We start from the raw sequence: 25,253 nt of genomic DNA on the forward strand, positions 1-25,253 counted from the left end.
GTTAAAACTAAAACAATAAAAGCGGTACGCATTTTAGCACTCGCGCACCTTGATTGCTAATTGGGGTGGGATTTTCTGATTTCAAGGGGGAACACATAAAAATTTTGTGGTTTTTTGTAGCAAAAATTCTTTGTGTTTACTCTTAAGCTTTACTAGGATATTTTTGCTAAATTAAATAACTACAAATTAAAAAGTATGGAAGAAACTACGGGACCATTCGCATTTTTCTTTGATTCTAAACACCATGATTGCGATGAGCATTTTTACGGTCCGCCTTGCACATCAAAAATAATGGATGCTCTTGCAGAATGCGGAAGTGAAATCAGTACTCAAATTACCCGAGGAGATCTGCTTCTTCATTATTTTGCATATCAGATATCTGCTGTTAGATCTGAAAGAACAGGGAAAAATGATCTACTTACGGTGGGACATACTCTAACGGCGAATCAAGAGTTGTATCGTTTATTACTTTGTGACTTCACAGACTCTTTGAAAGCTTATTGGCATACTGTAAACACTGTTAACTTTATGTTTCAGTTACCTAAGAATCACATTTGGACAATAGTGCTTCCCACAGTCCCTCTTTCCGTTGCACAACGTATTGATCAAAAAGTAAAAAGTTTTGGTCCTTATTTAGGCGCTTCATATGTAGATATGGGCAATCCTCTTCATTCAAAAGTATTTCAATTTCCAGCAGGATTATATTTTCAAAATGGAAAGTTTTATTCAGACAGTGAAGAAATAACATCGCTTTATAGTCACAGCGTTGAGACTGTAATTATTGATGAATCTAATTATTATGAGCTGGAGATGCCACGACTATTACAGCCATTGGAACTCAGCGAGCGTGGTAAATTGAGTCTTGAGAGAATGCAAGGAAGAAATTTTGAGACTCACGCAATCAAATTAGCAAAAGCATTAATGGAGTATTTAAATAAAAATTCTAATCCAGATGCTATTTCGTTTAACGCTGCCAGTGGGCATTCGAATTTCGAGCCAGTTTGTGATGAAAGAAAAATTAGGGATTATCTCCTTAACCCAGATCATATTGAAGGGGGGCCAAAAGCTAAGTTCTTCACTGAAACGTTAGGAATTACTAGGGATGACTGGAGGTATTTAACTGATCAAATTATTAATGCTGTTAAAACCGTTCCCGCATTCACTGTTAGAAAGAGTCCTCATGGGATTAGTCACAGCGCTGTAATTGAAATAATTGGAAGGAATAACCGTACAGCTTTAATAAAAACTGCCTGGATAGTAAGAGAAAATGAACCACCACGTTTTGTTACAGCAATTCCATTTTCTGAGGATTTAGATTTTGAATTCCAGGTGCCGGCTCAAAATATTTCGCCTGTTGGGTTACATGGGGATGAGTTATATGAAGATATCTATAAAAGAGCAAACACGGCGGGTTTGAAAGCAGCTGAAAACTGTGTACCTATACCTATGGTTATAGAGGGCTATGGTCCTGTATTTGGAGGTGAATGTGGCGATGCTTGGGTTACGATTCCAAATGATGAAGCTGGTATGAAAGCCTGGCTTAAGAGCAATAATATTGGAACGAAAGACTATAAATTGGGATGGAGAGTGGATGGTAATTTAGAGCAGTTTCAACCAAGTAAAGGAGAGTTCTGGACTCTTCAGGCAATCGCTCCAAAAGAAGCATACGCTAGAGCATTTTGCAAAGTTCTAAATGATAATAATATCAAATGCAATGTATTTACATTGCTAGATTAGTTAGAGGGTATAAATAATTTTCTGTAAACGGTCATTTTGCAGGAAACTGCGATCGTACTTTTGGAGTAGAAATGGCCGTATCTGAAGCCCTTGAATTGCTCCCGTTTTGCGCTTCCAAATAAGCCCTCCACCCCACAAAGCTCGATATATCAGTCGCAGTTTCACTGGCATAGGCTTCGCACAAAAAAACAGCGACTTGCTGGCCGTCTTGCAGGGTGAGGGTGCCAAAGCCTAGCGGTGCGGGGACGCTGGCGACCAATTCGCCGTAATTCTCCAGCGGCAGTTGCCAGACTTCCAGGGCGATTTGGCTGCCGCCTGTATTAACTCTGACCAGACCCGGACGGGGTGGATTAAAGCCTGCCAGACTGTAGAGTTTGTAGTCGGCTGAGGTGTGGGTGGCGCGCACAAAGGTGGCTTGCAACGCCAATAGCTGCGGGTTGAGGGGCAGGCCTTGCATATGGGCGCCGCAGACGGCGACTTCTATCATGCGCATGAGTTTTCCTTGTATTTTTGTGGGGTTATCGTCCCAGGCGTTGCGCGAGGTTAGCCAGTGCTTGGTCATGAAAGGCGGGCGCGCAGAGCGTGATGCCAAATGGCAGGCCGTTTTGCTGGAATCCGGCCGGGATGGCGATGGCAGATAAATCAAGCAGGTTCATAAAGTTGGTGTAGTAACCAAGGTTGCTGTTGGTCTGGATCGGGTCTTGTTCTACTTCTTGGATGGTGTAAATCGTGCCTGCCGTCGGCGTCACCATCAGGTCAACCTCGGCCCAGTATGGCTTTGCCTGTGCCTGGTTTGCTTTGAGCTGGTATAGCGTGCGGTAGGCATCCGCTGCGCTGAATTTGCTGGCGCCTTGAATAATCTTGCGCGTGACCGGATGCATGGCTTCTGCGTTTGATTCAATAAACGGCTGAATGGCCGCATAGCGCTCGGCGACGATGGCGCCTTCATAAAGCAAGCGCGCGGTGTTTAAAAACACCGAAAAATCGACTTCAACTTTTTGCCCACCGATGGCTTGCAGGGCTTGAGTGGCTTGGGTAAACAAGGCCGGGGTCTCGGGGTTGCCAAAAAAATTGAGTTGGTCAGGCCGTGGCACCCCAAAGCGGAATTGGGTAGGAAATTGGCGGGGCGCATCTATTGGGAGCGGGCGCGAATAGGCATCTTGGCTATCTTCTCCTTGTGCGACTTGCAGTACTGTTTGTGCATCTTCGGTGGTGCGGGCAAAGATGGAGACACAATCGAGTGAGCGGCAAGCTGGCACCACGCCATGCGTGCTGAGCAAGCCACAAGTCGGTTTGATGCCTACGAGGTTGTTAAATGCGGCTGGCACGCGGCCAGAGCCCGCGGTGTCTGTGCCCAGGCTAAAACTGGCCATACCTAACGCCACGGCCACGGCAGAGCCGGAGCTGGAGCCGCCGGAAATATAGGCGGGATCAATGCTGTTTTTGCAGGCGCCATAAGGCGAGCGCACGCCGACCAGGCCGGTGGCAAATTGATCCAAATTAGTTTTGCCGACCGGGATCGCGCCTGCCGCGATGAGTTTTTTGACTACCGTGGCATGTTGCCCGGCCGTGTAGGCAAAGTCCGGGCAGGCGGCCGTGGTTGGATATCCCGCCAGGTCTATATTGTCTTTGATGGCAAACGGGATGCCGTACAAAGGCAGGCTGGCCGGGTCCATGGCTTCCAGTTGGCAGGCATAGATCAGCATCTCTTCCAGGCTGATGCTGTAAATCCAGACGTGATGGCTGTCTTCGGCATGGATTTTTTCTGCCAGTTGCCGCACCAGTTGGCTGGGTTTTAAACTGCCAGCCAGATAAGCAGCGCGTAAGTGCGAGATGTTCAAGTTCATGGGGCGCGGCTCCAGAGTGATTGGGTGAGTTTTAGTGCGCGCTGGCGCTACTTAGTGTTGGCTGGCGAGCCCGCTGGGCATGGGATTTAAACGCGCATACTTGCTGCTCAGCCCTAGCAGGACTGCGACTACCAGATAGCTGGCGGCAATCGGCAGGGATTGCCCGATGCCAATGGCTTCGCCATGCATGAGGCCAAAGTAGGTAAATACCGCTGCAGCCAGCGCAAATCCGGCAGCTGTTGCCAGCTTGCGGTCTATGACCAGTGCGGCAATGGCACCCAGCATCAAACCGCCTAAAATGGCACCACCGCCTAGTACTTCCAGACCGTGGTACAACACGCCTACCTGGCCCAGCTTATCCAGCCCCAGCGTGGCGGCGTTGGTGCCAGCCACCGCGAGGACGTTGTCAATTTGCAGCTTTCCCCAGGCCGCGATGTGAGGCAAAAAGGCCAGGATAATCGCGGGCGCATGGCTTTTGGGCGTTTCTTGAAACGCTTGTGCGCCAATCAGCATGCCGATATATAGCAGGATAGGTGAGATAGCGACCACCGGAATCAATGAGGCCATGAGGGCGATGATGCCCAGCCAGGAGAGCAGCAAGACGATCACCCCCGTAGCCGCTGAGTAGCCGATACGTCCGCCCATGGCTTTCCAGCCCGGGTGGCCGATGTACACCGCATTGATAAAGGGGTTGCCCATCAGACAGCCAATCAGGCTGATCACCCCGTCGGCCGTCAACACTCTTGTCGTCGGAAAGCTGTCGCCCCCTGCTGCGGCGCTTTCCACGTTGTCCATCGCTTCGACCAGGTCATAAATGCCAAACGGGATGGCGGTCACCAGAATGACGCCTAAAAACTCAAAGCCGGAAAAGACGTGGTTGATGGCAGGTAACGGGATGGAAAAACCAAAGTTGGCGATGGCGGCACTGACGTTGGTGAGGCTCATCTGCGCATAATTGAGCCCCAGCAGGTTGGAGCCCCAGGCGATCAGCGTACCGGCAGCAATCGCCACCAAGCCGGCCGGGATGCCTTTGAAATAGCGCACCCCGCCAAACCAGCTGGCGAGGATAATGGCGAAACACACCACGCCGACCATGGGGGTCATAAACATCTCCAGCGCCGGGCGCAAGCTGATAAACGCGACCGAGACGCCCGCCAGTGTCCCCAGCAAGGCGGCACGCGGGGTAATTTTGCGGATCACCGGGGCAATAAACCCGCCCAGCATCAGTACAAAACTCTGGATAAATACCCAGGCCAATCCGGCCTCCCAGCCTTTGACCGGATCGCCGCTACTCAGCGAGATCGGCAGCATGATGACAAATACCACCACAAACATGTGCGGCACGCTGACACCAGAGGGTAGCGCGCACACATCATTGCGCCCGGTTTGCTTAGCGAGTTGATAGGCCAGCCAGGCGTAATACATGGTGCTCAAAAACAGCATCAGCCCGGTGGCAGGTAAAATGCGGCCAAACACCATCTCGTCCGGCATTTTGAGCACGTACCTGAGCAGGCCGGTGAGCACCAGCAGGTTGACCAGAATATTGGTGCCAAAACCAAAGAGCGCGTTCCAGTCGCCTGGTGACCAGAGTTTGATGCCTGAAGCGGTTTTCATCATGGGGGTTCTCCTCAAATGGCGGATGCCTGATTATTTTTGCAATACGTTGACCAGTTGCTGGCTATCGGTGACCCAGCCAAAAATCGCGCCTTGGGCGGCAAACATGCGCAGGCTGACAGCGTGAAATTCTGGGTTGTATGAGGCGCAACAATCGCCTGGAATCAGGCATCTGAAGCCACGGTCATTGGCTTCACGCACGCTGGTATGTACGCAGACTTCGGTCGTCACCCCGCAGACAATCAGCGCCTCGATGTTGCGCTTGCGCAATAGCAACTCCAGGTCAGTGGCATAGAAAGCGCCTTTACCTGGTTTGTCGATCACCGGCTCGCCTGCGATGGGCGAGAGCGCCGGGATGATGTCGTGTCCCGGTTCGCCACGGATTAGGATACGGCCCATGGGCCCTGGATCACCAATGCGCAGTTTTGGCGAGCCGCGTTCCACTTTGGCCGGAAAGGCGTCAGTCATGTCTGACCGGTGGCCTTCGCGGGTGTGGATCACCAGTATGCCCTGTGCCCTGGCGGCCGCCAGCACTGCCTGGCAAGGCGCAATGGCGGCTTTTAGCAAGCTGACATCATTGCCCAGGCTTTGCCCAAACCCGCCTTCTTCAATAAAGTCGCGCTGCATGTCGATGATCAAAAGCGCCGTGTGTGTCAGGTCAACATCGAAGGGTTCCGGTAGGGCGGGCACGCTGAGAATTTTCATTGGGGCGGTTTTCTTAAAGTGGCGTTTGAAATGGTTATGTTGTATACAACAAAGCAAATCGTGTGCCTGAGTGGGTCTTTAGCTGATTTTTAAAAAATCCCTTTTAAAACAATATGTAATCAGCCGGGTGGGTCAGGGGAAATACTTGGGTGCAGGCATTGATTTGGCACAAAATAGTGCAACTTGCACCATGCTTGTACATTATGGTTTTAGGAAAGACACATGCGCCGCTGCGATTTTCCAGCCTTGTGCGGTACGTATCCAGCTTTGACTCTGACGGCCATGGACGTCACCGCGCATGAATTCTGTGCTGGTATTGGCGTAGTCTTCACCGTAGGTGGTGATTACAGTATTCAGCAGGGTACGTGATGCTGGCGCAGGACGTTGTTTTCTGAAAGCGGAAATTTGTTCCCAGCCATAGAGATTTTCTGTCGCACCATAACGGACGGCATGCGGACTTTGCCAAAAAAAATCAATCAGCGCCGTCACGTCATTGTTGGTCAGCGCCTGCTCATAGGCAGCAAAAACGGCCTCGATTTCAGCCAATATTCTTGGATCGTTGATGTGCATGGTGATCTCATTACCTTTAGTTTCTGACTACGGGAGCCTGACAGACCGATTGTTGTTGCAACCAGTGAGCTACAACCAGTAAATTCGCTTCCTGATGGGGGGCGCCAATCAGCTGAACTGCGATTGGCAACTGGCCTGGCAAATGTACCGGCACGGCTACGACAGGCAAGCCGATGAATGAAATTGGCTGGGTGAACATCCCCATATTCGGCCTTAACAGCATGCGATGTCCCTGGATGTCCATTTCTTCCTGTCCCAACGGTTGGGCACAGCATGGGGTAGCCGGTGCAATCAGTATGTCATGGTCTGCAAATAACTGCATGGCTTGCTCAAAAAACCAGCGACGCAGGCGTTGCGCTTGCACGTACCAGGTGGCAGGCACCAGCGTCCCGGCCACTAATCTTGGAAAAACCAGTGGGTCAAAGTCCGTCCCTTGTGTGCGCAGCCTTTCCAGATGACGGTTGCCGCCTTCGCTGGCGGTAATCAGGTAGGCCGCTGAACGTGCACGAGCTACCTCTGGTAACTCAACCGTTTTTGAGACTTGAAGCGCCTCACATACCGCATTAACCGCCGCCAGTGACTGATCATCGCCTTGTTCAAAATACCCCCCCAGCCTGGCAGCGCGGGCGGGTAATGCGTTACTTTGTGTAAAAGGCTTGCCATGGAGCACTTCAAAACAAAGTGATAGATCTGCTGCCGAGCGTGCAAAAACACCGGCATGATCAAAACTGTGCACAAATGGAAACATGCCTTGCAAAGACAAGCTACCGTAGGTTGGTTTGAGTCCAAACAGGCCGCACATCGAAGAGGGCACGCGGACAGAACCATTGGTATCCGAACCCAGTGTCAGCGGAACAAAACCGGCAGCCACGGCGGCGGCCGAGCCGCCTGATGATCCTCCGGCACTGCGGCTGGGATCATGCGGGTTGCGGCTCGCACCAAAATGATGATTCTCAGTGGTGAAGCCGTAGGCATATTCATCCATGTTCAGTGCGCCCAGCAACACCGCACCAGCCCGTTGCATGGCGGTGACCAGATGCGCGTCTGTATGGGCTGGCGGATAACCCTGGTTGATTTTGGCACCTGCCAGCGTGGTCAGTCCTGCAATATCAAACAGGTTCTTGACGGCGTAAGGCACGCCAGCGAGTGGCGGTAATGATTCACCACGTTGACGGGCGGTATCAATGGCAGCTGCTTCCTGCAAGGCTCGGCTGGCTGTCACGGTGGTGAAGCTGTTATAGCGCCCGTCATGTTGGGCAATCTCATCCAGCACCCGCTCGGTGACACTCACGGCACTGACCTCGCCATGACGAATGGCGTGAGCGATGGCGATAGCGTCATCGCTTCCGTTCATAAGTGCACCCTTCATTGACCTGAGCTTTCATCACCAGGATGAAACACGGGTGCGGGCTCAATATGCTCGTCCAGAGGCAAGCCCATCACACGCTCTGCATGACCAAGCAGCAGTGTGTAGTGATGTGTGGTATGCGAGAGGTCTGCCGGGGAGAGGGTAATCCCTTGAAGGAGTAACTGGCGGGCAACAAATGCCAGGGTGTCAGCGTCTGCTGGCTGGGCGTTAGACAAAATAGACTCCTTGATCAGTGTGTTATTGTATACAACAAACAAGCAATTGCCATACCAGCTCCCCCTGCCGGCGGCCTGGGCAGGACGCTATTTTGTAGATTTTCCCATCGGCTTTTTTCTTGCCAGGGCAGTCAGGGTCAGGGTTTTGGCGAATTCACGACTACGCTGGATATGCCGTTTCATGGCAAGTTTAGCCTTGCCTTTATCACGCTCTTTAATCAGCTGCAAAATCTCAAAATGCTCACTGTAGGTGCGTTGACTGCGATTGTCCGAGTTCAGGTCGAGGCGGCGGATCACCCGTATCCGGTGATTGATCTTTTCCAACAGGGCGGCCAACACCGGCTTTTCACTGGCAAGGGCCAAACCCACATGAAACGCTTCGTCTTTGCCTCCCAAGTCTATCCCGCAAGACAATTCCTGGTCATGCGCTTCCGGTTGCCAGGCTGCCATCATCTGATCTATCTGTTTGTCATTCATGGCGTTGACGGCGGATTCCACGATCAGCAATTCAATGGCAATCCTCGCTTCATAATATTCCATCAACTCGCTCACATCGAGTTCGCGGATAAAGCACCCTTGCTTAGGGCGGATGCTGAGGAACCCCTCTATCTCCAGACGTTGCAGCGCCTGTCGAATAGGTGTGCGGCTGACACCAAACATTTCGGCCAGGACTTGCTCGGTCACACGCGAGCCAGGATACAGCTCAAACGAAATGATTTTTTGCTTGAGTTCTCTATACAGGGTATCCACTTTAGAGGGTTTGTCGGTTTTTTGTTTTCTGGGCATACACATAATGTGTCGGGGAAGACGCTTTAAGATACTTGGATAATCGGCTGTCAGCAACTGTTGGACTGCTTAAAAAGGCTCTTTTCTGCGTTCTGGTCTGTGCTGACCAGGCAGGTTCGGCGGGATATCTTTTACGGGAGGTCTGTTGCTTCAGTATTTTGGTGATTTTTAAACGCCGACTGGCCTTGGACATGACTATGGTAACGAAGGAGATATTTTGGGCGCAAGTGCGAATGCTGCGACGCGAAAAGCAGATACTACAAAAAGCTGGCTGACGCTGCTCTATCAGTTTTAAGGCTTCGCTTAAACTAGATTAGCTGTCTGTTTTTCGCTTAACTGCAACTTAAACTGCGCATACGGCATGGGTTTGTAATAGTAATAACCCTGCACGATGGTGCAAGACGTTCTTTTAAGGAAATTCAGTTGCTCCAAAGACTCAATACCTTCCGCAACGATCTCAAAGTGCAGGATTTCTGCAAGCTTGATGATGGCCTTCACCAGTTCTGTATTGTCCAGATGTAGCGGAATGTCACTCATGAAACTGCGGTCTATCTTGATCTGGCTGATAGGGTATTTCGTCAGATAACTCAATGAAGAATAACCGGTGCCAAAGTCATCCAGCGAGATGGTGATGCCCAGCGCGGCAATTTGTAACAGGGTTTTGAGGACCTCTTCACTCTTTTCCAACAGCACAGATTCGGTGATCTCCAGCTTGATCCAGGTGGGATGACATTGCCAATGGTTCAGTTGGTATTGCAGGAGATCAAAAAAGAGGGGTGCCTGAACCTGGTGCGAAGATAAATTGATTGAAAGCGGGATAATGTCATCGCGATACTGATTGATTTCGGCGGCACAGCTAATCCCTTGACTCAACACCCAGTGACCAATGTCCAGAATCTGCCCGTTGCGTTCAGCCACGGGAATAAACTTGTCCGGTGGAATAAACCCTTTAAGCGGATGTTTCCAGCGGAGCAAAGCCTCTGCACCGGCAATCCGGTTGTCGCGGATATCCACCTGCGGTTGCAGATAAACTTCAAACTCCCTGTTTTCAAGCGCATGCGACAGGGCCGTCTCCATTTCAATGTAATCCAGTGACTCCTGCAAAAAGCCGGGGGCGAAAAACAGGTATTGTTGCAGCGTTTTTTCCGCCTTGGTCGCGGCCAGTGTGGTATACGGGACCAGAAGCTTGAAGTTCTCAGTATCTTGCGGCAATTTCATGATCCCGGCATACGCCTTGATCTTGATCGTACGGATCCCAAGCGAATAAGGGGCTTGCAAGCGATTAATCAATGTTTCAATTTCGGCAACCAGCTTTTGATCATCGCCACATTCTTCCCTGACCCATAAAAAACTTGAATAAGAAACACGTGCGATCAGGCTATTGGAAACCACTTTTTCTTGTAGTCTTGCCAGAAACTGATTCAACAGCTCAGTGGTGTTGGCGGGGCCAATAAACTCGGACAGCTCCTCCAAAGATTGCATCTTGATCAAGGTCGCCACCACGGGTTGTTCTGCTTTAAAGCACTGAGGATATTGCTGTAAAAATCCCAGTTTATTGAGTACCCCCGTTTCCTTGTCAAACAACAGGGATTGCTGCAGCCTGTACATCAGGCTGTTTTCTGACACTTGATGCGGGGGTAACTGCTTTCCTTCGAGTAAGTTATTGATTAAGCTTAAAAATTCACTAGGCTCTGATCCCAGCACTGCCATTATTTTTTGATAGGTTTTTTTGCCGGAAACATACAGGACAGCGAGCAGTAACAGCATGCTGGCCAGATAAATGCCGATGTTGGTGAACTCCAGGTATTCGAGCGCCCTGAACTCTTGCTCGGTTTGCGACAGATTGGCAGCGAGTGCGTGATCTATGCTCTCTATGGTTGCTTTTCCTGCATGAAATAACGGTGTAAATCGTGGGGTGAGCGTGGCCTCTGATTTGTCTCGCGGCTGTTGAATTAACAAGTGGTGGAGCTCGAGATTAAATTCTCGGTACGCTTGTTCAATGTTGTCAATCAGTGCCCGGTTTTGCGGATTGAGTGCGGGTTGTTCTTTGAGCTGCTCCACTTTGGTGGTCAGCATGTTTGTTTTGTTCAATATTTCTGTCAACACATCATTGTGCGCATATAGATCCTGCGTTCTGAGCGACTCTCTGACATCTGAAATCAGCATTAGAGTTTGCGTTCTCACCTCATTCAGCGTTTCCATATTGGGAATCAAGGTATTTGTGATCACACCACGCGAGAAATAGGTCTGGTGCGTCATCCAGATCAGGCAACCAACGGTCACAGAAATGCTGGTCATCATTATTAAGATGAGTCTTAATAAGGTTTTCTTGATATTGACTTCCTGCATTTTCATGACCAACTCCTTGTTTTACGTGAAAAATTCACGTGGTCGGTTGTGTGCCGCTCGTCTCTTTATAACGCCATAAATACAGCTTGCTTTAACCTCATTTTGTAGTGTTTAAAACTGGATAACAAAACCCGTTCTTATCCTGTAATTAAAGTGTTGGTTCGTCCATTAATATTGAGATAAATAGATTGGGAAATCTTTCAAGGACGTCATGCATGCAAAATTACTACGATCACACTTCAAACAGCAGCAACATGTCTGAATTTCATCATGACGAATTGCAGCAGTTGTGCCAATCGGTACTGCCGCTTTGGGCTGATCAGATTCATGCGGCAAAAACGCTGACCAGCAGTTCGATTGATGAGTTGAGTGCGAAATTTTCAGGGCTGTCACAAAGTGTGAGGGCAGTGACCAGTCAGGAACAGTCACAAAGTAACCAACAGTTGCTTGAGTTACTAAACCTTAGCCAGGACCAATTAGCCACAGTCATTGTCTTGCTCAAAAACAGCATCGAAGAAAAACAAACTTTGCTACAGGCTGTTTCCACGTTATCCGGGTATACCAAGAACTTGCTGGATATGGCAGATGTGGTCACCAGAATTGCCAAGGAAACCGGGATGGTGGCAGTCAATGCTGCGATTGAGGCTGCGCGCGTGGGTGACCGCGGACGAGGCTTTGCTGTGGTGGCAGAGGCGGTGAGAAGATTGTCTACCGATGCCGGGACAACCGGTTCTCATATTTCCGAAACCGTTAAAAACGTGTCAGAAGCCATTAAAAATGTCTCCCAGGTCTCTAAAGAGTTTGAAGCAAAAGATGCCAAAACGCTGGTGGAGGCCGAGCAGATTGTGAACTCTGTGGTAGATAAGTTTGGACATACCGCTAACGAAGTCATCCAGGCCAGCCAGCAGATGATGAATGAGAGTCAGCAGGTGGCTAATGAAATTGACCAGGTACTTTACGCCTTGCAATTCCAGGATCGTGTCAGCCAAATGCTCAGCCACGTACAGCAGGATATCGAAAAACTAAATCACAAGGTGGACGATGTCAATGGTCTGGGCGGTGTCGATGAGTGGTTAAGGGAGCTTAAATCCACTTATACCATGCGCGAACAAACCCAGATTCATGAAAAGCGCGCTAAGCCTGCTTCTGGATTCAGCAAAAAAACCTTCGGTGCAAAAGCCACCCCTCCGCCTGCGACTAGCAATGATGCGGATGACATTACTTTCTTTTAAACCTTATCTATCACAAGGACTAAGCCATGGCAAAAACCATTTTAATTGTCGACGACTCTTCCTCTTTACGATCCGTGGTGGGCACTGCCCTTAAAGGTGCAGGCTACGATGTGATTGAAGCCGAGGACGGTAAGGACGCACTCACCAAGTTAAACGGACAAAAAATTCACCTGATTATTAGCGATGTGAACATGCCTAACATGAATGGCATTGAGTTTCTTAAGGCCAGTAAACAAATTCCGGCCTACAAATTTACCCCAGTCATCATGCTGACGACAGAAAGTGCCGAAGAGAAAAAAATGCAAGGTCAGGCAGGTGGCGCAAAGGCCTGGATGGTGAAACCGTTTCAACCACCACAATTGTTAAATGCAGTCTCTAAATTAGTACTGCCATAACAGTGAGCAAATCAGTGCTGTCGGCCAATCATATCTCTTACGGAGTCCCCCATTATGCCAGTCATGATCAATACCAATGAGGCGCGTTGTGCGCTGACCTTCAGCGGCGAGCTGAATATTTACAACGTGGCCGAGACACTGGCACAGATCAAGGCTGAAATGAGCAAGACATTGCCCATTTATGTGGATTTGTCCGAGGTGGATGAAGCCGATGCGGCTGGCTTGCAGATATTGATGGCTATCCGCTTACACACTCTTTCTCATGGTCTGGCTTTCCAGCTTGAAAATCCCAGTGAAGCGGTCATGGCATTGATCGAGCTTTCGGACATGGCCGGTTTTTTTGGCGTCACCCAAGTGCTCACTGATATCGCCGCTTGAGATCAATATACGAGGATAAAACACCATGCAACTAGATGAATCCCTGCAGATTTATATTATTGAAAGCCGCGATTTGTTGCAGCAAATGGAAGAGGCTTTGCTCACGCTGGAGCAAAATCCGGAAGACGAGGAAAAGATTAATGCCATTTTCCGTGCCGCGCACACCATTAAAGGGTCAGCAGGATTGTTTGGCCTCGATTTTATTATCAGCTTTACCCACGTGGCCGAAAGCGTACTTGATAAGGTGCGTAATGGCCAAATCCCGGTGACCGAAGAAGTTGTCGCCCTGTTCCTGGAGGTGGGCGACTTTATCAGCAAGCTGATTGATCATGTGGCCGAAGGCACCAAACCTGACGCCGATACCATGGTGGTGAATGATGGCCTGATTAACCGGTTGAACGTCTACTTGGGTGCACCTCCTGCAACGGCGTCTGCCTTGCCTGTTGCCTCACAAAATGACGCTTCTGGTGAGGTCGAAAGCCTGGATGGTGTAGAGACCAGTTGCTGGCATATCTCATTAAGATTTGGGCCTGACACTTTCCGCAGCGGCATGGATCCTTTCAGTTTCCTGCGTTATATGAATACCATGGGCAAGATTGTGCATGTCGCGACCATCACCCAGGCACTGCCATCTCTGGAAGGCATGGATGCAGAGAGTTGTTACCTGGGCTTTGAAATCAGCTATGAAAGCCAGGCAAGTAAAGTTGAAATCGAAAGTATTTTTGATTTTGTTCGTGACGATTGTGACATTCATATCCTGCCACCGCACAGCCAGGTTCAGCACTATATTGACCTGATTGACCGCCTCTCGAATGAAGAGATGAAGCTGGGCGAGATTCTGGTCAAGTGTGGCACCCTGACGCCAACAGAGCTTGAAGCGGCACTGGCCAAACAGGCTGATGTTGCCGCGGATGATAAACAACCGATTGGTGAAACGCTGGTTAATGCGCAGCTGGTACAGCCAGCGGTGGTCAATGCGGCGCTTGAAAAACAACGCCAGGTCAAAGAAACCAAAAATTCAGAATCCAACTTTATCCGCATTGATGCCAACAAGCTCGATGAACTGATTAACCTGGTAGGCGAGCTGATTATCGCCGGCGCAGGTGCTACCTTGATTGCCGACAGAATAGGTGACAGCGCCATGAACGAAGCCACTTCCAATATTGCGACATTGGTAGAGCAAGTGCGCGACTCAGCCCTGGCACTGCGCATGGTGCAAATCGGTGCCACGTTCAGCCGCTTTAACCGTGTCGTACGCGATGTGAGCAAGGAGCTGGGTAAAGATATCCGCCTCGAAATCAGTGGCGAAGAGACCGAACTCGATAAAACCGTGGTGGAAAAAATCAGCGATCCGCTCACCCATCTGGTGCGTAATTCCATGGACCACGGTATTGAATCTGCCGAAGCGCGTGTCGCTAAAGGCAAGCCCGCTTATGGCACGCTCAAGCTTAATGCTTTCCATGATTCAGGCAGTATTGTGATTGAGGTCAGTGATGATGGCGCAGGCCTCAACCGCGACAAGATCCTGGCCAAAGCCATAGATAAAGGCTTGGTATCCGCAGAACAGTCACTCAGCGATAAAGACATTTATAACCTGATTTTTGAAGCAGGTTTTTCAACGGCAGATGCCGTGAGTAACCTGTCTGGCCGCGGTGTGGGCATGGATGTGGTCAAGCGCAATATCCAGGCCTTACGCGGCACCATAGATATTCAATCCACCCCAGGACTGGGATGCACCATGAGCATCCGCCTGCCGCTCACGTTGGCGATTATTGATGGCTTCCTGGTCGGTGTGGCGGATTCCTCCTATGTGGTGCCATTGGACATGGTGGTGGAATGTATCGAATTGTCGGCTGAGGATTACGCATCTTCAGTCAGCGATAAACGTAACTTTATTAACCTGAGGGGCGAGGTGTTGCCTTACCTCAAGCTCAGGGATGAGTTCGAATGTAAAGGGGAACCTCCCACACGGCAAAACATCGTCGTCATGCAGTACGCAAATCAAAAAATAGGATTAGTGGTGGATAAGTTAATTGGTGAATTCCAGACCGTGATTAAACCCTTGGGCAAGGTGTTTGAACATGTGAAAGGTATTGGCGGCTTCACCATTCTAGGCTCAGGCAGTGTGGCACTGGTGCTGGATGTGCCGCGCATGATGCAACTGGCCAATATGGAAAGCATAAAAGAACAGGCGCTTGTAGAAGAGTAGTCATCGTTTTCAAGCGATTCAGCCAAACAATTTATTGATTAATGAAAGTAGGTTTTTAATGAAAGTTTCTCAAAAAATATCACTCATGATCGCCATTGCAGTCATTGGGTTATTCAGTTTGATCGGCCTTAGCTATAGCAGCATTGAAAAGGTATTTGAAGCCACAAACAATGCAAACGTGAATGGTATTCCAAGCATCAGTACTCTGAACGAGGGGATGAAAAAGTTTGGTCAGTTGCGTGTCAGGGTGTATCGCCATGTGCTTAATACTGACCAGAACAATATGACCAAGATCGAAGAGGCCATTAGCGAAGCAAGGAAAGGTCTTGAAGATGCGCTCGTTAAATACAACAATGAAAACATCGCCGATGCTAAAGATAAAGAGTTATTGGAAAAAGTGCGCAAAGGCTTCGATGCTTACGCCCCTGGCATGACTGAGGTGATCAAACTTTCCAGAGAGGGTAAACAAAAAGAAGCATTGGCTATCTTGACTGCAAATGCCAAATTGGCAGAAGAGCTGAATACGGCCATTGATGAGCATATGGCCTATAACCAGGCACTGGCTAAATCCTCTGCTGAAACTGCGATTGAAATCAAATCGTCTGCTGTGGTGACCGGCTTGGTGGTAGGTGGGGTGCTTTCATTAGTGGTGTTAGGGTTGGCATTTGTCACCATTAGATCGATTACCCGCCCCTTGAATAGCGCGGTCAAATCTGCCAATGCGATGGCTAACGGCGATCTCACCGAACGTGTGGAAGTGAATTCAAAAGACGAAATTGGGCAGATGATGGCAGCAATGAAGACGATGTCTGAAAAAATCAGCAATGTGATTCATGAGATCAAATCTTCTGCTGACAACATTGCCAGTGCGTCTGAGCAAGTGAGTGCAACCGCACAAAGCATCAGCCAGGCGACTAACGAGCAAGCGGCCTCTGTAGAAGAGACTTCTGCCTCAGTAGAACAGATGAGCGCTTCGATCAACCAAAACGCAGAAAACTCCAAAGTGACCGATGGCATTGCCGGTAAAGCGGCCACAGATGCCAACGAAGGCGGCGCCGCGGTGAAAGATACTGTCGCTGCCATGAAGAGCATTGCAGACAAAATCAGCATTATTGATGACATTGCCTACCAGACTAACCTGCTGGCCTTGAACGCGGCGATTGAAGCGGCACGTGCGGGTGAGCATGGGAAAGGCTTTGCAGTTGTTGCCGCAGAAGTGCGCAAGCTGGCAGAGCGTAGCCAGGTGGCGGCGCAAGAGATTGGTGAAGTCGCCAAGAGTTCTGTGGGCTTGGCTGAGCGCGCTGGTGACCTGCTGGATGAGATCGTGCCTAGCATCAACAAAACCAGTGACTTAGTACAAGAGATTTATGCTGCGAGTGAAGAGCAGAGCAGCGGCGCATTGCAGATTACAGCGGCCATGAACCAACTGAGCCAGGCTACCCAGCAAAACGCCAGCTCGAGCGAGGAACTGGCAGCGACAGCAGAAGAGATGAGCGGCCAGGCTGAGCAGTTACAGCACCTGATCGGGTTCTTTAAAGTGAGCGTGGATGACGTTCCTGTGTCTTCAGCGACTAGAAGCGTGATCAAAAAAGTATCCAAGCCCCTGGTTTCTAAGCCTGCGGTGAATACGTCCCATCATGACTATGAGGCGCAAATTGATGAAGCTCAGTTCGTCAAGTTCTGACGAAATTTAACGCAGCAGTATTGACAGTTAACCTGATAGAACTTGACGGCATCTTTGAAAGGAAAATTCATGAGTAACCTTAGTGTGGCAGAGCCACCAAAAACTCAGCAAGCAGTGTTAGAAAACAGGATTCAGCAATATCTGACCTTTGTTCTCGGGAGAGAAATATTCGCCCTCAATATTCTCAATATCAAAGAGATTATTGAGTATGGGCAACTCACCGAAGTGCCAAAAATGCCAGGCTTTATCCGCGGTGTCATTAATTTACGCGGAGCCGTGGTGCCGGTGATTGATATGGCCGCACGATTTGACAAGCCCAGCGCAGACATTACCCGTAAAACCTGCATTGTGATTATTGAAGTTGCGCATGCAGGCGGTACGCAAGTCGTTGGCGTCATGGTCGATGCCGTGAATGAGGTAGTAGATATAGAGTCAGGCAACATTGAGCCAGCCCCTACTTTTGGCGCCAACATCCGTGCTGACTTCATTGAAGGCATGGGGAAAATTGAAGGCAAGTTCGTGATTATCTTGAATGTCAACAGTGTGTTGTCTGTAGACGAGATAGCAACCTTGGCTAGTACGGTTTAAATGCATCACTAAATGTTGAAAAGGAAGATGAAATGAAAATGACCGTTGCAAAAAAAATGATATTGCTGATTGGCACAGCGGTATTTGGCCTGATTTTAATCGCCTCCATGGCGCAATATTATCTGGATCAGGTGTACACCAAAACCAACTACCTTAATATCAATACAGTGCCAAGCATTATCGTGCTGGATGATATGTCCAAAGCTTATTCAGATATGCAAGAAACGGTTTATCAGCATATCGTCAATACGGATGACGCCACCATGACGCAGCTTGATCGAGTGATCTTGGAGTACCGAGCCAAGCTGGATGAAGGCGTTAAGAAGTATGAGTCCGAAAATATCACGGATGATAAAGATCGTAGCTTGATTGAAGGGATTAAATCGGAACTCAGAAGCTATGACACCGTGCGTGAACGAGTGCTGTCTCTTTCGCGTGCCAACAAGATTGACGAGGCACGTAAGGCAGTCTTTGCGGCGAAAGATGATTTTCTGAAAGTGTCTCAGGCGATAGAAGCGGACAGAAGATATAACGTTGAGATTGGTCAGAAGGCCTCAAAAGACGCCTCTGAGACACAGGCGACCGCTTTACTTCTATCTCGCACAATCGCCTTGGCAGTTATCGTGCTAGCGGCCGCAATAGGCTTCTTTATCACTCGTAACCTTCTCAAACAATTAGGCGGTGAGCCAGATTACGCGGCATCTGTGGTCAAAACAGTGGCCGCAGGTGATTACACCGTTCAGGTGGAAACCAAGCCAGGTGATACCAGCAGTCTGTTGTATTCCATGAAGCAAATGGTTGAACAATTGCTGGCACAAATCGGTGGCGAGCCCGCTTATGCGGCGGGCATTGTTAAGCGCGTGGCTGAAGGGGATTTAACCGTTAAAACAGATTTACGCCCAGGCGACACAACCAGTATTTTATTTGCCATTGATGGCATGGTAAACCGCCTCACAGGCATTATTTCTGAAGTGCGTGGCTCTGCCGACAATATTGCCAGTGCTTCTGAGCAAGTGAGTGCGACTGCGCAAAGCATCAGCCAGGCCACCAACGAACAAGCCGCTTCTGTAGAAGAAACCTCTGCCTCAGTTGAGCAGATGAGTGCTTCCATCAACCAGAACACCGAGAACTCCAAAGTGACTGACGGCATTGCCGGTAAAGCGTCTAAAGATGCTAATGAAGGCGGTGCTGCGGTAAAAGATACCGTGATTGCCATGAAGAGCATTGCCGACAAGATCAGCATTATTGATGACATTGCCTACCAGACTAACCTGCTGGCCTTGAACGCTGCCATTGAAGCGGCACGTGCCGGTGAGCATGGCAAAGGTTTTGCGGTAGTGGCAGCAGAGGTACGCAAGCTGGCCGAACGTAGCCAGGTGGCCGCACAAGAAATCGGTGAAGTGGCTAAGAGCTCTGTTGGCTTGGCCGAACGCGCTGGTGACCTGCTGGACGAAATTGTCCCTAGCATCAACAAAACCAGCGACCTGGTGCAAGAGATTTACGCTGCCAGTGAAGAGCAAAGCAGTGGTGCATTGCAGATTACTTCTGCCATGAATCAATTGAGCCAAGTCACGCAACAAAACGCCAGTTCGAGTGAAGAACTTGCTGCCACAGCCGAAGAGATGAGCGGCCAGGCTGAGCAACTTCAACAACTGATTTCCTACTTTAAAGTAGGTTCTGACGGGAATGGTAGCTTTTCAGCTGCAGTGAAAAAGAGTGCTAAGAAAGTGACTCCACCAGCCAGTAGTAAAACATCAGTACAAGTAGCGACTGCTATGTCGGCTGACATTGATGAGTCACAGTTTGTGAAGTTTTAATTGATCAGGTGTGTGAGGCATGTGACTGGAAGCATCTTTCATACGCCTAAAAAAGCGAGTAGTTTTTTTAAAATGTGTCATCCTTTTCAGGGGAAACCGCAATGTCTATCTTCAACTATAGGGTAGTGAATAAAAGTCGTATCCAGTCTGCGCAGCAATGTCTGAGCCAATTTGTGAACGGGCAATTGAATCACACGATAGACCTCAGTATCCAAGATGAGTTAACCCCCATCTTCATGCAGATTCACGAATTGCAGCAGCAGTTGGCTCAGAAGCAACAATCTCTCGATATCTTTATGCATGAAATGAATCATATGTCCAAGGAGCATGACGCGGGTGACATTGATGTGGTGATGAATGTGGAAAAATTCCAGGGCGACTTCAAAGTGATGGCGCAAGGCGTGAATGATATGGTTGCGGGTCATATTGCGGTGAAGAAGAAAGCGATGGCCGTGGTAAAAGCATTCGGTGAAGGTGATTTTGATGCGCCTCTAGAGGCTTTCCCAGGTAAGAAAGCCTTTATTAATGCCACCATAGAAAAAATGCGATCAAACCTCAAAGGATTTATCAAAGATATGAATCATATGTCTGATCAGCATGATGCTGGAGACATTGATGTTGTGATGGATACAACCAAGTTTGAAGGCGACTTTAAAGTCATGGCTCAAGGCGTGAACGATATGGTCAATGGACATATCGCCGTGAAGAAGAAGGCCATGGCGGTGGTAAAAGCCTTTGGTGAAGGGGATTTTGAGATGGCTTTAGAGAAATTCCCTGGTAAGAAAGCTTTTATTAACGAGATCATCGAGCAGGTCCGTAGCAATCTCAAGGCGGTAGGAGAGGCTATGTCGGTGATGAAGGAAATGGAGGCTGGAAATCTGACTGTCTCTATTAAAGGCAATTACGTGGGTGAATTTGATGATTTCAAGAAATCCTTAAACGGGATGATTGAAAAACTTTCTTATGTCATTGCTGAGGTGAGAGGTGCAGCCAATAACATTGCCAGTGCCTCTGATCAAGTCAGTGCCACGGCACAAAGTATCAGCCAGGCCACCAATGAGCAAGCCGCTTCGGTGGAAGAAACCTCTGCTTCTGTAGAACAGATGAGTGCCTCTATTAACCAAAATACCGACAACTCCAGAGTCACAGATGGCATCGCTGGTAAAGCAGCGACAGACGCTAACGAAGGTGGCGTAGCGGTGAAAGATACAGTTGTTGCCATGAAGAGTATTGCTGACAAGATCAGCATTATTGATGACATTGCTTACCAGACCAACCTGCTGGCATTGAATGCTGCGATTGAAGCTGCCCGTGCCGGTGAGCATGGCAAAGGCTTTGCCGTGGTGGCGGCTGAAGTGCGTAAATTGGCAGAGCGCAGCCAGGTGGCTGCTCAAGAGATTGGCGAAGTCGCCAAGAATTCTGTCGGGTTAGCCGAGCGTGCCGGTAAGCTCCTGGACGAAATTGTGCCTTGTATTAATAAAACCAGTGACCTGGTGCAAGAGATCTACGCCGCCAGTGAAGAGCAAAGTAGTGGTGCATCGCAGATCACTGCGGCCATGAACCAGCTGAGCCAGGCGACACAGCAAAATGCCAGCTCCAGCGAGGAACTGGCAGCGACAGCCGAAGAAATGAGCGGGCAGGCTGAGCAGCTGCAACAACTGATTGCTTTCTTTAAAGTGGGTTTAGAGGATGTTCATTCATCATCAGCAAAACATAGCGAGAAAAAAGTCAGTAGTCATCATGGTTCCAGAACGCCTTTAAAAGTAGCGACTACCCATGTAGCGGATGTGGATGAATCCCAATTTGTGAAGTTCTAGGGTGTTGTGAAGTGGGTGGCGTTTAAAAACGACGCATGGGCAGGGTTGTTTCCAGCTAATCAAGCGTAGCGCTGGTAAATCTCCATCATTAAAAAGAGGATTTGAAAGATGACTGAACTGGCAGTGGCCAATGCCCAGAGTAAAGCAGGCACTTTAATAGCGAATACGATCCAGCAATACCTGACGTTCGTGTTAGGCCGAGAAATTTTTGCCATCAATATCCTCAATATCAAGGAAATTATTGAGTATGGGCAGTTGACCGAAGTGCCCAAGATGCCGGCATTTATCCGTGGCGTGATTAATTTGCGTGGTGCGGTGGTGCCTGTGATTGATATGGCGGCACGGTTTGATAAACCTACTTCTGAGCTTACCCGTAAAACTTGCATCGTGATTATTGAAGTTGCGCATGCCGAAGGGACGCAAGTCGTTGGCATCATGGTCGATGCCGTGAATGAAGTGGTGGATATTGAGCTTGGTAACATTGAGCCAGCGCCTAGTTTTGGCGCCAATATCCGCGTCGATTTTATTGAAGGAATGGGCAAGATCGAGGGCAAATTCATTATTTTGCTCAACGTGAACAAAGTGCTTTCTGTTGATGAAATTTCCAGTCTGGTCACCGGTACCAGCTTGGCAGGCTAAAAAGTAGGTGAAGGGTGACACAGATGGACCATATTGAATCGCTGACGGCCAAAGAGTTTGGCTTGTTCAAGAGTTTTATTTATTCGCAGGCCGGGATTGCATTATCGGATGTCAAAAAACCGCTGGTGAGTGGCAGGCTGACTAAACGCCTGCATTTTCATAGGCTTAACTCATTCACGCAGTATTACAAATTGATCAATGATCCGGCCAATGCGACCGAGAAACAGATTGCGATTGATTTGCTCACCACCAATGAAACCCATTTTTTCCGGGAACCCAAACATTTTGATTTCTTTAAAGATGTCATTTTGCCCAAACGCAGCAAAGGCAAGCCTTTCCGGGTCTGGAGTGCGGCCTGTTCTTCTGGCGAGGAGCCTTATACCATTGCCATGCTACTGGATGAACATCTGGGTAAAGAGCCATGGGAAGTAGTCGCCTCTGATTTGAGTACCAAGGTGTTACACCAGGCACAAACCGGTTGTTACAACATGCAGCGGGCTTCTGAGATCCCCAGGCAATATTTGACCAAATATTGCCTGAAAGGCACGGGGGATCACGAAGGTGAATTGCTCATGGTTAAGGAACTGCGGCAGCGGATCAAGTTTTTACAGGTCAACCTGACCAAACCTTATCCTGATCTCGGCCAGTTTGATGTGATTTTTTTGCGTAATGTGATGATTTATTTTGATGTAGAGACCAAGCGCCAAATTACCGATCAAATGCTGCCGCTGCTTAAAAATGACGGCTATTTCATGATCAGCCATTCCGAGAGCTTGAATGGCGTGACAGACAAGTTTGCTTCAGAGGCGCCCTCCATTTATAAAAAAAGCACTTAATGGTTGCTTATGTTGAAGCGTACCCAGCCTGCATTTTGTTTTGGATTGATGGATAAAAAACCGGAAGAGGTTTTTGAGGTATTTTTGCAGCCTGGCGAATGGTACTGGGGCGATGCAGATACCAGAATCCGCACCATCCTAGGCTCTTGTGTGGCCGTCACCATCTGGCACCCTGAGAAGCGTGTAGGCGGTATGTGCCATATCCTGCTGCCTCAGCGCCAGGCCTCTCACAAAAAAAATAGTCCCGCCCTTTCCGGCAACTCTGCAAAGTATGCGGATGAAGCGCTTGCCTTAATGATGGGCGAAATGGCAAAACTCAAGATTCGTCCCAAAGAGTGCCAGGTGAAGGTGTTCGGAGGCAGCAATATGTTTCCCAAATTGAAATTACAGCAAAAAGATAATATTGGAGACCGGAACTTGCATGCGGTCCTCATGCATCTGGCTGAACATGGTTTTCAAATTCATGCCAATCATTATGGTGGTGAGGATTCGCGGTATATCATTTTTGATATCTGGAACGGGTTTGCCTGGGTGAAGAGCAGGGTCTAAAAACGGATTTTAATATGAAAAAAATCAGAGTAATGATCGTGGATGATTCTGCGGTCGTCAGAAAAGTCCTCACTGAGAAAATTGCCAAATCGTCTGAGATTGAGGTCATTGCCTCTGCCTCAGATCCTATTTTTGCCATGGATAAAATGATGAAGGACTGGCCGGATGTGGTGATCCTTGATGTGGAAATGCCGAGGATGGACGGCATTACTTTCCTCAAGAAAATCATGGCACAACGTCCGACACCGGTCATTATCTGTTCTACCCTGACCGAGAAGGGTGCGGAGACCACTATTCAAGCACTGGCGGCTGGGGCAGTCAGCATTGTGACCAAGCCCAAAGCAGGCTTAAAAGATTTTTTAGAAGATGATGCTAATGACATCGTCAATGTGATCAAGATCGCGGCTAAAGCCAACCTGAAACGCATGGTGCAGATGGAGCCCGTGGCTAAAGTACAGCCCAAATTGACTGCGGATGCGGTGTTGGCTGCGCCCAGCACTCGAGCCATGGCGCAAACGACAGAAAGTATAGTCGCCATTGGCACCTCTACCGGCGGTACACAAGCGCTGGAAGCGGTGCTGACCAGCTTGCCTCGCGTGTCTCCGGGTATGGTGATTGTGCAGCATATGCCAGAGAACTTTACCGCAGCGTTTGCCAAACGACTCAATGATCTTTGTGAAATCGAAGTGAAGGAAGCAGCGCATGGTGACCGTGTGATTCCCGGCCGTGCCCTGATTGCCCCTGGCGGCAAGCATATGCTGCTTAAACGCAGTGGCGCCCAATACCATGTTGATATCATCGATGGCCCATTGGTCAGCCGTCACCGGCCCTCGGTCAACGTGCTATTCCGTTCGGTGGCGCAACAAGCCGGTAAAAACGCCCTGGGAATCATTATGACCGGCATGGGCGATGACGGTGCGCAAGGATTAAAAGAAATGCTGGACGCCGGGGCAGAAACCCTGGGACAAGATGAACGAAGCTGCGTTGTTTATGGCATGCCCAAAGAAGCACACAAGCTGGGGGCGACCCCTAAAGAAGTGCCGCTTAGCAAAATCCCTCTCGAAATCATGAATTACTGGAATAAGAAATGAAATCCCTATTAAGTAGTCTGCCATTTGATTTTAAACCCTGGCTGCAAACGGCAGCCGCGCTGCCTTTGTGTATGCTAGGCAGCCTTGCCATGGCCGACGTCGAAGAGGATGGGCGCTACTGGCTCAATATTTATGCCCAAGGCAAGTTGCCGGTGGAAAACTTGTACTGGAGCATGGATACGCACCCGCGTTGGCGCGATGAGGGTAAACATTTCGATACGCTTATTCTGCGTCCTGCCATTTTCTACAAGGTGACGCCAAAAGCCAGCGTCTGGCTTGGCTATGATACGGTCATTAACCATCCTGCGGGCGCTTCTTCCTATAAGGAAAATCGCCTGTGGCAACAGTTCTTATATCAGTTTGATCCTGTCGCAAATGTCACTTTTATGAGCCGGTCACGCCTGGAAAACCGGGACCGTGAAGACTTTAGCCAGAATGCCTATCGTTGGCGTCAGATGGTGCGTGCCAGCATGCCTTCCACATTCAATCCGCATTTATCCTGGGTGGTGTACGACGAGCTGTTTATTAATTTTAATGACACCAATTGGGGTGTGCGCAAAGGCTTCGACCAGAACCGTTTGTTTCTGGGGGTCAACTGGAAATTCAGTGATTTTAGCAATGCGGATATTGGCTACCTTAACCAATACATCAATACCAAAACAGTAGACCGCGAAAATCATGTGCTGATGACAGCCATCCGCTTTAACTTCTAACACTATCCCTGTTAGGGAGCGTTCGTATTGCTACCGCCGTGTGCAATACGCCAACAGTGCATCATCCGATCCGTGGGGCCCGATTATCGTCCCTTCTGTGAGGGAGATTCCGG

Annotated in this window: 23 protein-coding genes; 14 read left to right on the plus strand and 9 right to left on the minus strand. The window is 49.2% G+C overall.

Annotated elements, in window-relative coordinates; genetic code table 11:
* Positions 1 to 195 precede the first annotated feature (195 nt).
* Complete coding sequence (locus ACJ67_RS03675) at positions 196 to 1,737, plus strand: DUF6883 domain-containing protein (RefSeq protein WP_156171639.1); 1,542 nt, start codon at positions 196 to 198, stop codon at positions 1,735 to 1,737.
* 31 nt (positions 1,738 to 1,768) lie between these two features.
* On the opposite strand, the gene ACJ67_RS14970 is transcribed toward ACJ67_RS03675, so the two are convergent.
* From ACJ67_RS14970 to ACJ67_RS03720, 9 genes are all read right to left on the minus strand, one after another.
* Positions 1,769 to 2,230 (minus strand): hypothetical protein, encoded by a 462-nt coding sequence (locus tag ACJ67_RS14970; RefSeq protein ID WP_049637922.1) that lies wholly within the window; start codon positions 2,228 to 2,230, stop codon positions 1,769 to 1,771.
* A 25-nt stretch (positions 2,231 to 2,255) separates the two neighbouring features.
* On the minus strand, positions 2,256 to 3,584 hold the full coding sequence (atzF, locus tag ACJ67_RS03685) for an allophanate hydrolase (RefSeq protein WP_049637923.1): 1,329 nt from the start codon (positions 3,582 to 3,584) through the stop codon (positions 2,256 to 2,258).
* A 51-nt stretch (positions 3,585 to 3,635) separates the two neighbouring features.
* Positions 3,636 to 5,201 carry a hypothetical protein gene (locus ACJ67_RS03690; RefSeq protein ID WP_197080657.1) on the minus strand — a complete coding sequence of 522 codons (1,566 nt, stop codon included), beginning with the start codon at positions 5,199 to 5,201 and terminating at the stop codon, positions 3,636 to 3,638.
* Positions 5,202 to 5,231: 30 nt separating this feature from the next.
* Positions 5,232 to 5,903, minus strand: coding sequence for a cysteine hydrolase family protein (locus tag ACJ67_RS03695; protein WP_049637924.1), 672 nt, complete (start codon positions 5,901 to 5,903; stop codon positions 5,232 to 5,234).
* A 201-nt stretch (positions 5,904 to 6,104) separates the two neighbouring features.
* Positions 6,105 to 6,473 carry an oxalurate catabolism protein HpxZ gene (gene hpxZ, locus ACJ67_RS03700; RefSeq protein WP_049637925.1) on the minus strand — a complete coding sequence of 123 codons (369 nt, stop codon included), beginning with the start codon at positions 6,471 to 6,473 and terminating at the stop codon, positions 6,105 to 6,107.
* A 16-nt stretch (positions 6,474 to 6,489) separates the two neighbouring features.
* Positions 6,490 to 7,827 (minus strand): AtzE family amidohydrolase, encoded by a 1,338-nt coding sequence (locus tag ACJ67_RS03705; protein ID WP_049639751.1) that lies wholly within the window; start codon positions 7,825 to 7,827, stop codon positions 6,490 to 6,492.
* Positions 7,828 to 7,838: 11 nt separating this feature from the next.
* Complete coding sequence (locus ACJ67_RS03710) at positions 7,839 to 8,057, minus strand: DUF4089 domain-containing protein (protein ID WP_197080658.1); 219 nt, start codon at positions 8,055 to 8,057, stop codon at positions 7,839 to 7,841.
* Positions 8,058 to 8,144: 87 nt separating this feature from the next.
* Positions 8,145 to 8,843 (minus strand): GntR family transcriptional regulator, encoded by a 699-nt coding sequence (locus ACJ67_RS03715; protein ID WP_049637927.1) that lies wholly within the window; start codon positions 8,841 to 8,843, stop codon positions 8,145 to 8,147.
* Between the two features lie 303 nt (positions 8,844 to 9,146).
* Positions 9,147 to 11,198, minus strand: a complete 2,052-nt coding sequence (locus ACJ67_RS03720) for a bifunctional diguanylate cyclase/phosphodiesterase (protein ID WP_049637928.1) — start codon at positions 11,196 to 11,198, stop codon at positions 9,147 to 9,149.
* A 248-nt stretch (positions 11,199 to 11,446) separates the two neighbouring features.
* Between ACJ67_RS03720 and ACJ67_RS03725 the strand changes: the two genes are divergently transcribed.
* The 13 genes from ACJ67_RS03725 (at position 11,447) to ACJ67_RS03785 (ending at position 25,140) form a co-directional block, all read left to right on the plus strand.
* Complete coding sequence (locus ACJ67_RS03725; RefSeq protein ID WP_197080659.1) at positions 11,447 to 12,424, plus strand: methyl-accepting chemotaxis protein; 978 nt, start codon at positions 11,447 to 11,449, stop codon at positions 12,422 to 12,424.
* A gap of 26 nt (positions 12,425 to 12,450) precedes the next feature.
* Complete coding sequence (locus tag ACJ67_RS03730; protein WP_049637930.1) at positions 12,451 to 12,819, plus strand: response regulator; 369 nt, start codon at positions 12,451 to 12,453, stop codon at positions 12,817 to 12,819.
* Positions 12,820 to 12,873: 54 nt separating this feature from the next.
* Positions 12,874 to 13,197 (plus strand): lipid asymmetry maintenance protein MlaB, encoded by a 324-nt coding sequence (locus tag ACJ67_RS03735; RefSeq protein ID WP_049637931.1) that lies wholly within the window; start codon positions 12,874 to 12,876, stop codon positions 13,195 to 13,197.
* A gap of 25 nt (positions 13,198 to 13,222) precedes the next feature.
* On the plus strand, positions 13,223 to 15,406 hold the full coding sequence (locus tag ACJ67_RS03740) for a chemotaxis protein CheA (RefSeq protein ID WP_049637932.1): 2,184 nt from the start codon (positions 13,223 to 13,225) through the stop codon (positions 15,404 to 15,406).
* A 58-nt stretch (positions 15,407 to 15,464) separates the two neighbouring features.
* The gene (locus ACJ67_RS03745; protein WP_049637933.1) at positions 15,465 to 17,090 is read left to right on the plus strand and encodes a methyl-accepting chemotaxis protein; all 1,626 of its coding nucleotides are present in this window, start codon (positions 15,465 to 15,467) and stop codon (positions 17,088 to 17,090) included.
* Positions 17,091 to 17,159: 69 nt separating this feature from the next.
* On the plus strand, positions 17,160 to 17,678 hold the full coding sequence (locus ACJ67_RS03750; protein WP_049637934.1) for a chemotaxis protein CheW: 519 nt from the start codon (positions 17,160 to 17,162) through the stop codon (positions 17,676 to 17,678).
* A 32-nt stretch (positions 17,679 to 17,710) separates the two neighbouring features.
* The gene (locus ACJ67_RS14585) at positions 17,711 to 19,495 is read left to right on the plus strand and encodes a methyl-accepting chemotaxis protein (RefSeq protein WP_049637935.1); all 1,785 of its coding nucleotides are present in this window, start codon (positions 17,711 to 17,713) and stop codon (positions 19,493 to 19,495) included.
* A gap of 251 nt (positions 19,496 to 19,746) precedes the next feature.
* Positions 19,747 to 21,312, plus strand: coding sequence for a methyl-accepting chemotaxis protein (locus ACJ67_RS03760; RefSeq protein WP_369799109.1), 1,566 nt, complete (start codon positions 19,747 to 19,749; stop codon positions 21,310 to 21,312).
* A 108-nt stretch (positions 21,313 to 21,420) separates the two neighbouring features.
* The gene (locus tag ACJ67_RS03765) at positions 21,421 to 21,951 is read left to right on the plus strand and encodes a chemotaxis protein CheW (protein WP_049637936.1); all 531 of its coding nucleotides are present in this window, start codon (positions 21,421 to 21,423) and stop codon (positions 21,949 to 21,951) included.
* 23 nt (positions 21,952 to 21,974) lie between these two features.
* Positions 21,975 to 22,787, plus strand: coding sequence for a protein-glutamate O-methyltransferase CheR (locus tag ACJ67_RS03770; RefSeq protein ID WP_049637937.1), 813 nt, complete (start codon positions 21,975 to 21,977; stop codon positions 22,785 to 22,787).
* Between the two features lie 9 nt (positions 22,788 to 22,796).
* Positions 22,797 to 23,336, plus strand: coding sequence for a chemotaxis protein CheD (locus ACJ67_RS03775; protein WP_049637938.1), 540 nt, complete (start codon positions 22,797 to 22,799; stop codon positions 23,334 to 23,336).
* A gap of 14 nt (positions 23,337 to 23,350) precedes the next feature.
* Positions 23,351 to 24,427, plus strand: a complete 1,077-nt coding sequence (locus ACJ67_RS03780) for a chemotaxis response regulator protein-glutamate methylesterase (protein WP_049637939.1) — start codon at positions 23,351 to 23,353, stop codon at positions 24,425 to 24,427.
* Positions 24,424 to 25,140: a DUF2490 domain-containing protein gene (locus ACJ67_RS03785; protein ID WP_156171640.1), complete on the plus strand. Its 717-nt coding sequence runs from the start codon at positions 24,424 to 24,426 to the stop codon at positions 25,138 to 25,140. Before ACJ67_RS03780 ends, ACJ67_RS03785 begins: the two co-directional genes overlap by 4 nt.
* The last annotated feature ends 113 nt before the right edge of the window (positions 25,141 to 25,253 follow it).

This window comes from Methylophilus sp. TWE2, from assembly GCF_001183865.1.
In the GTDB taxonomy this organism is placed as follows: Bacteria; Pseudomonadota; Gammaproteobacteria; order Burkholderiales; family Methylophilaceae; genus Methylophilus.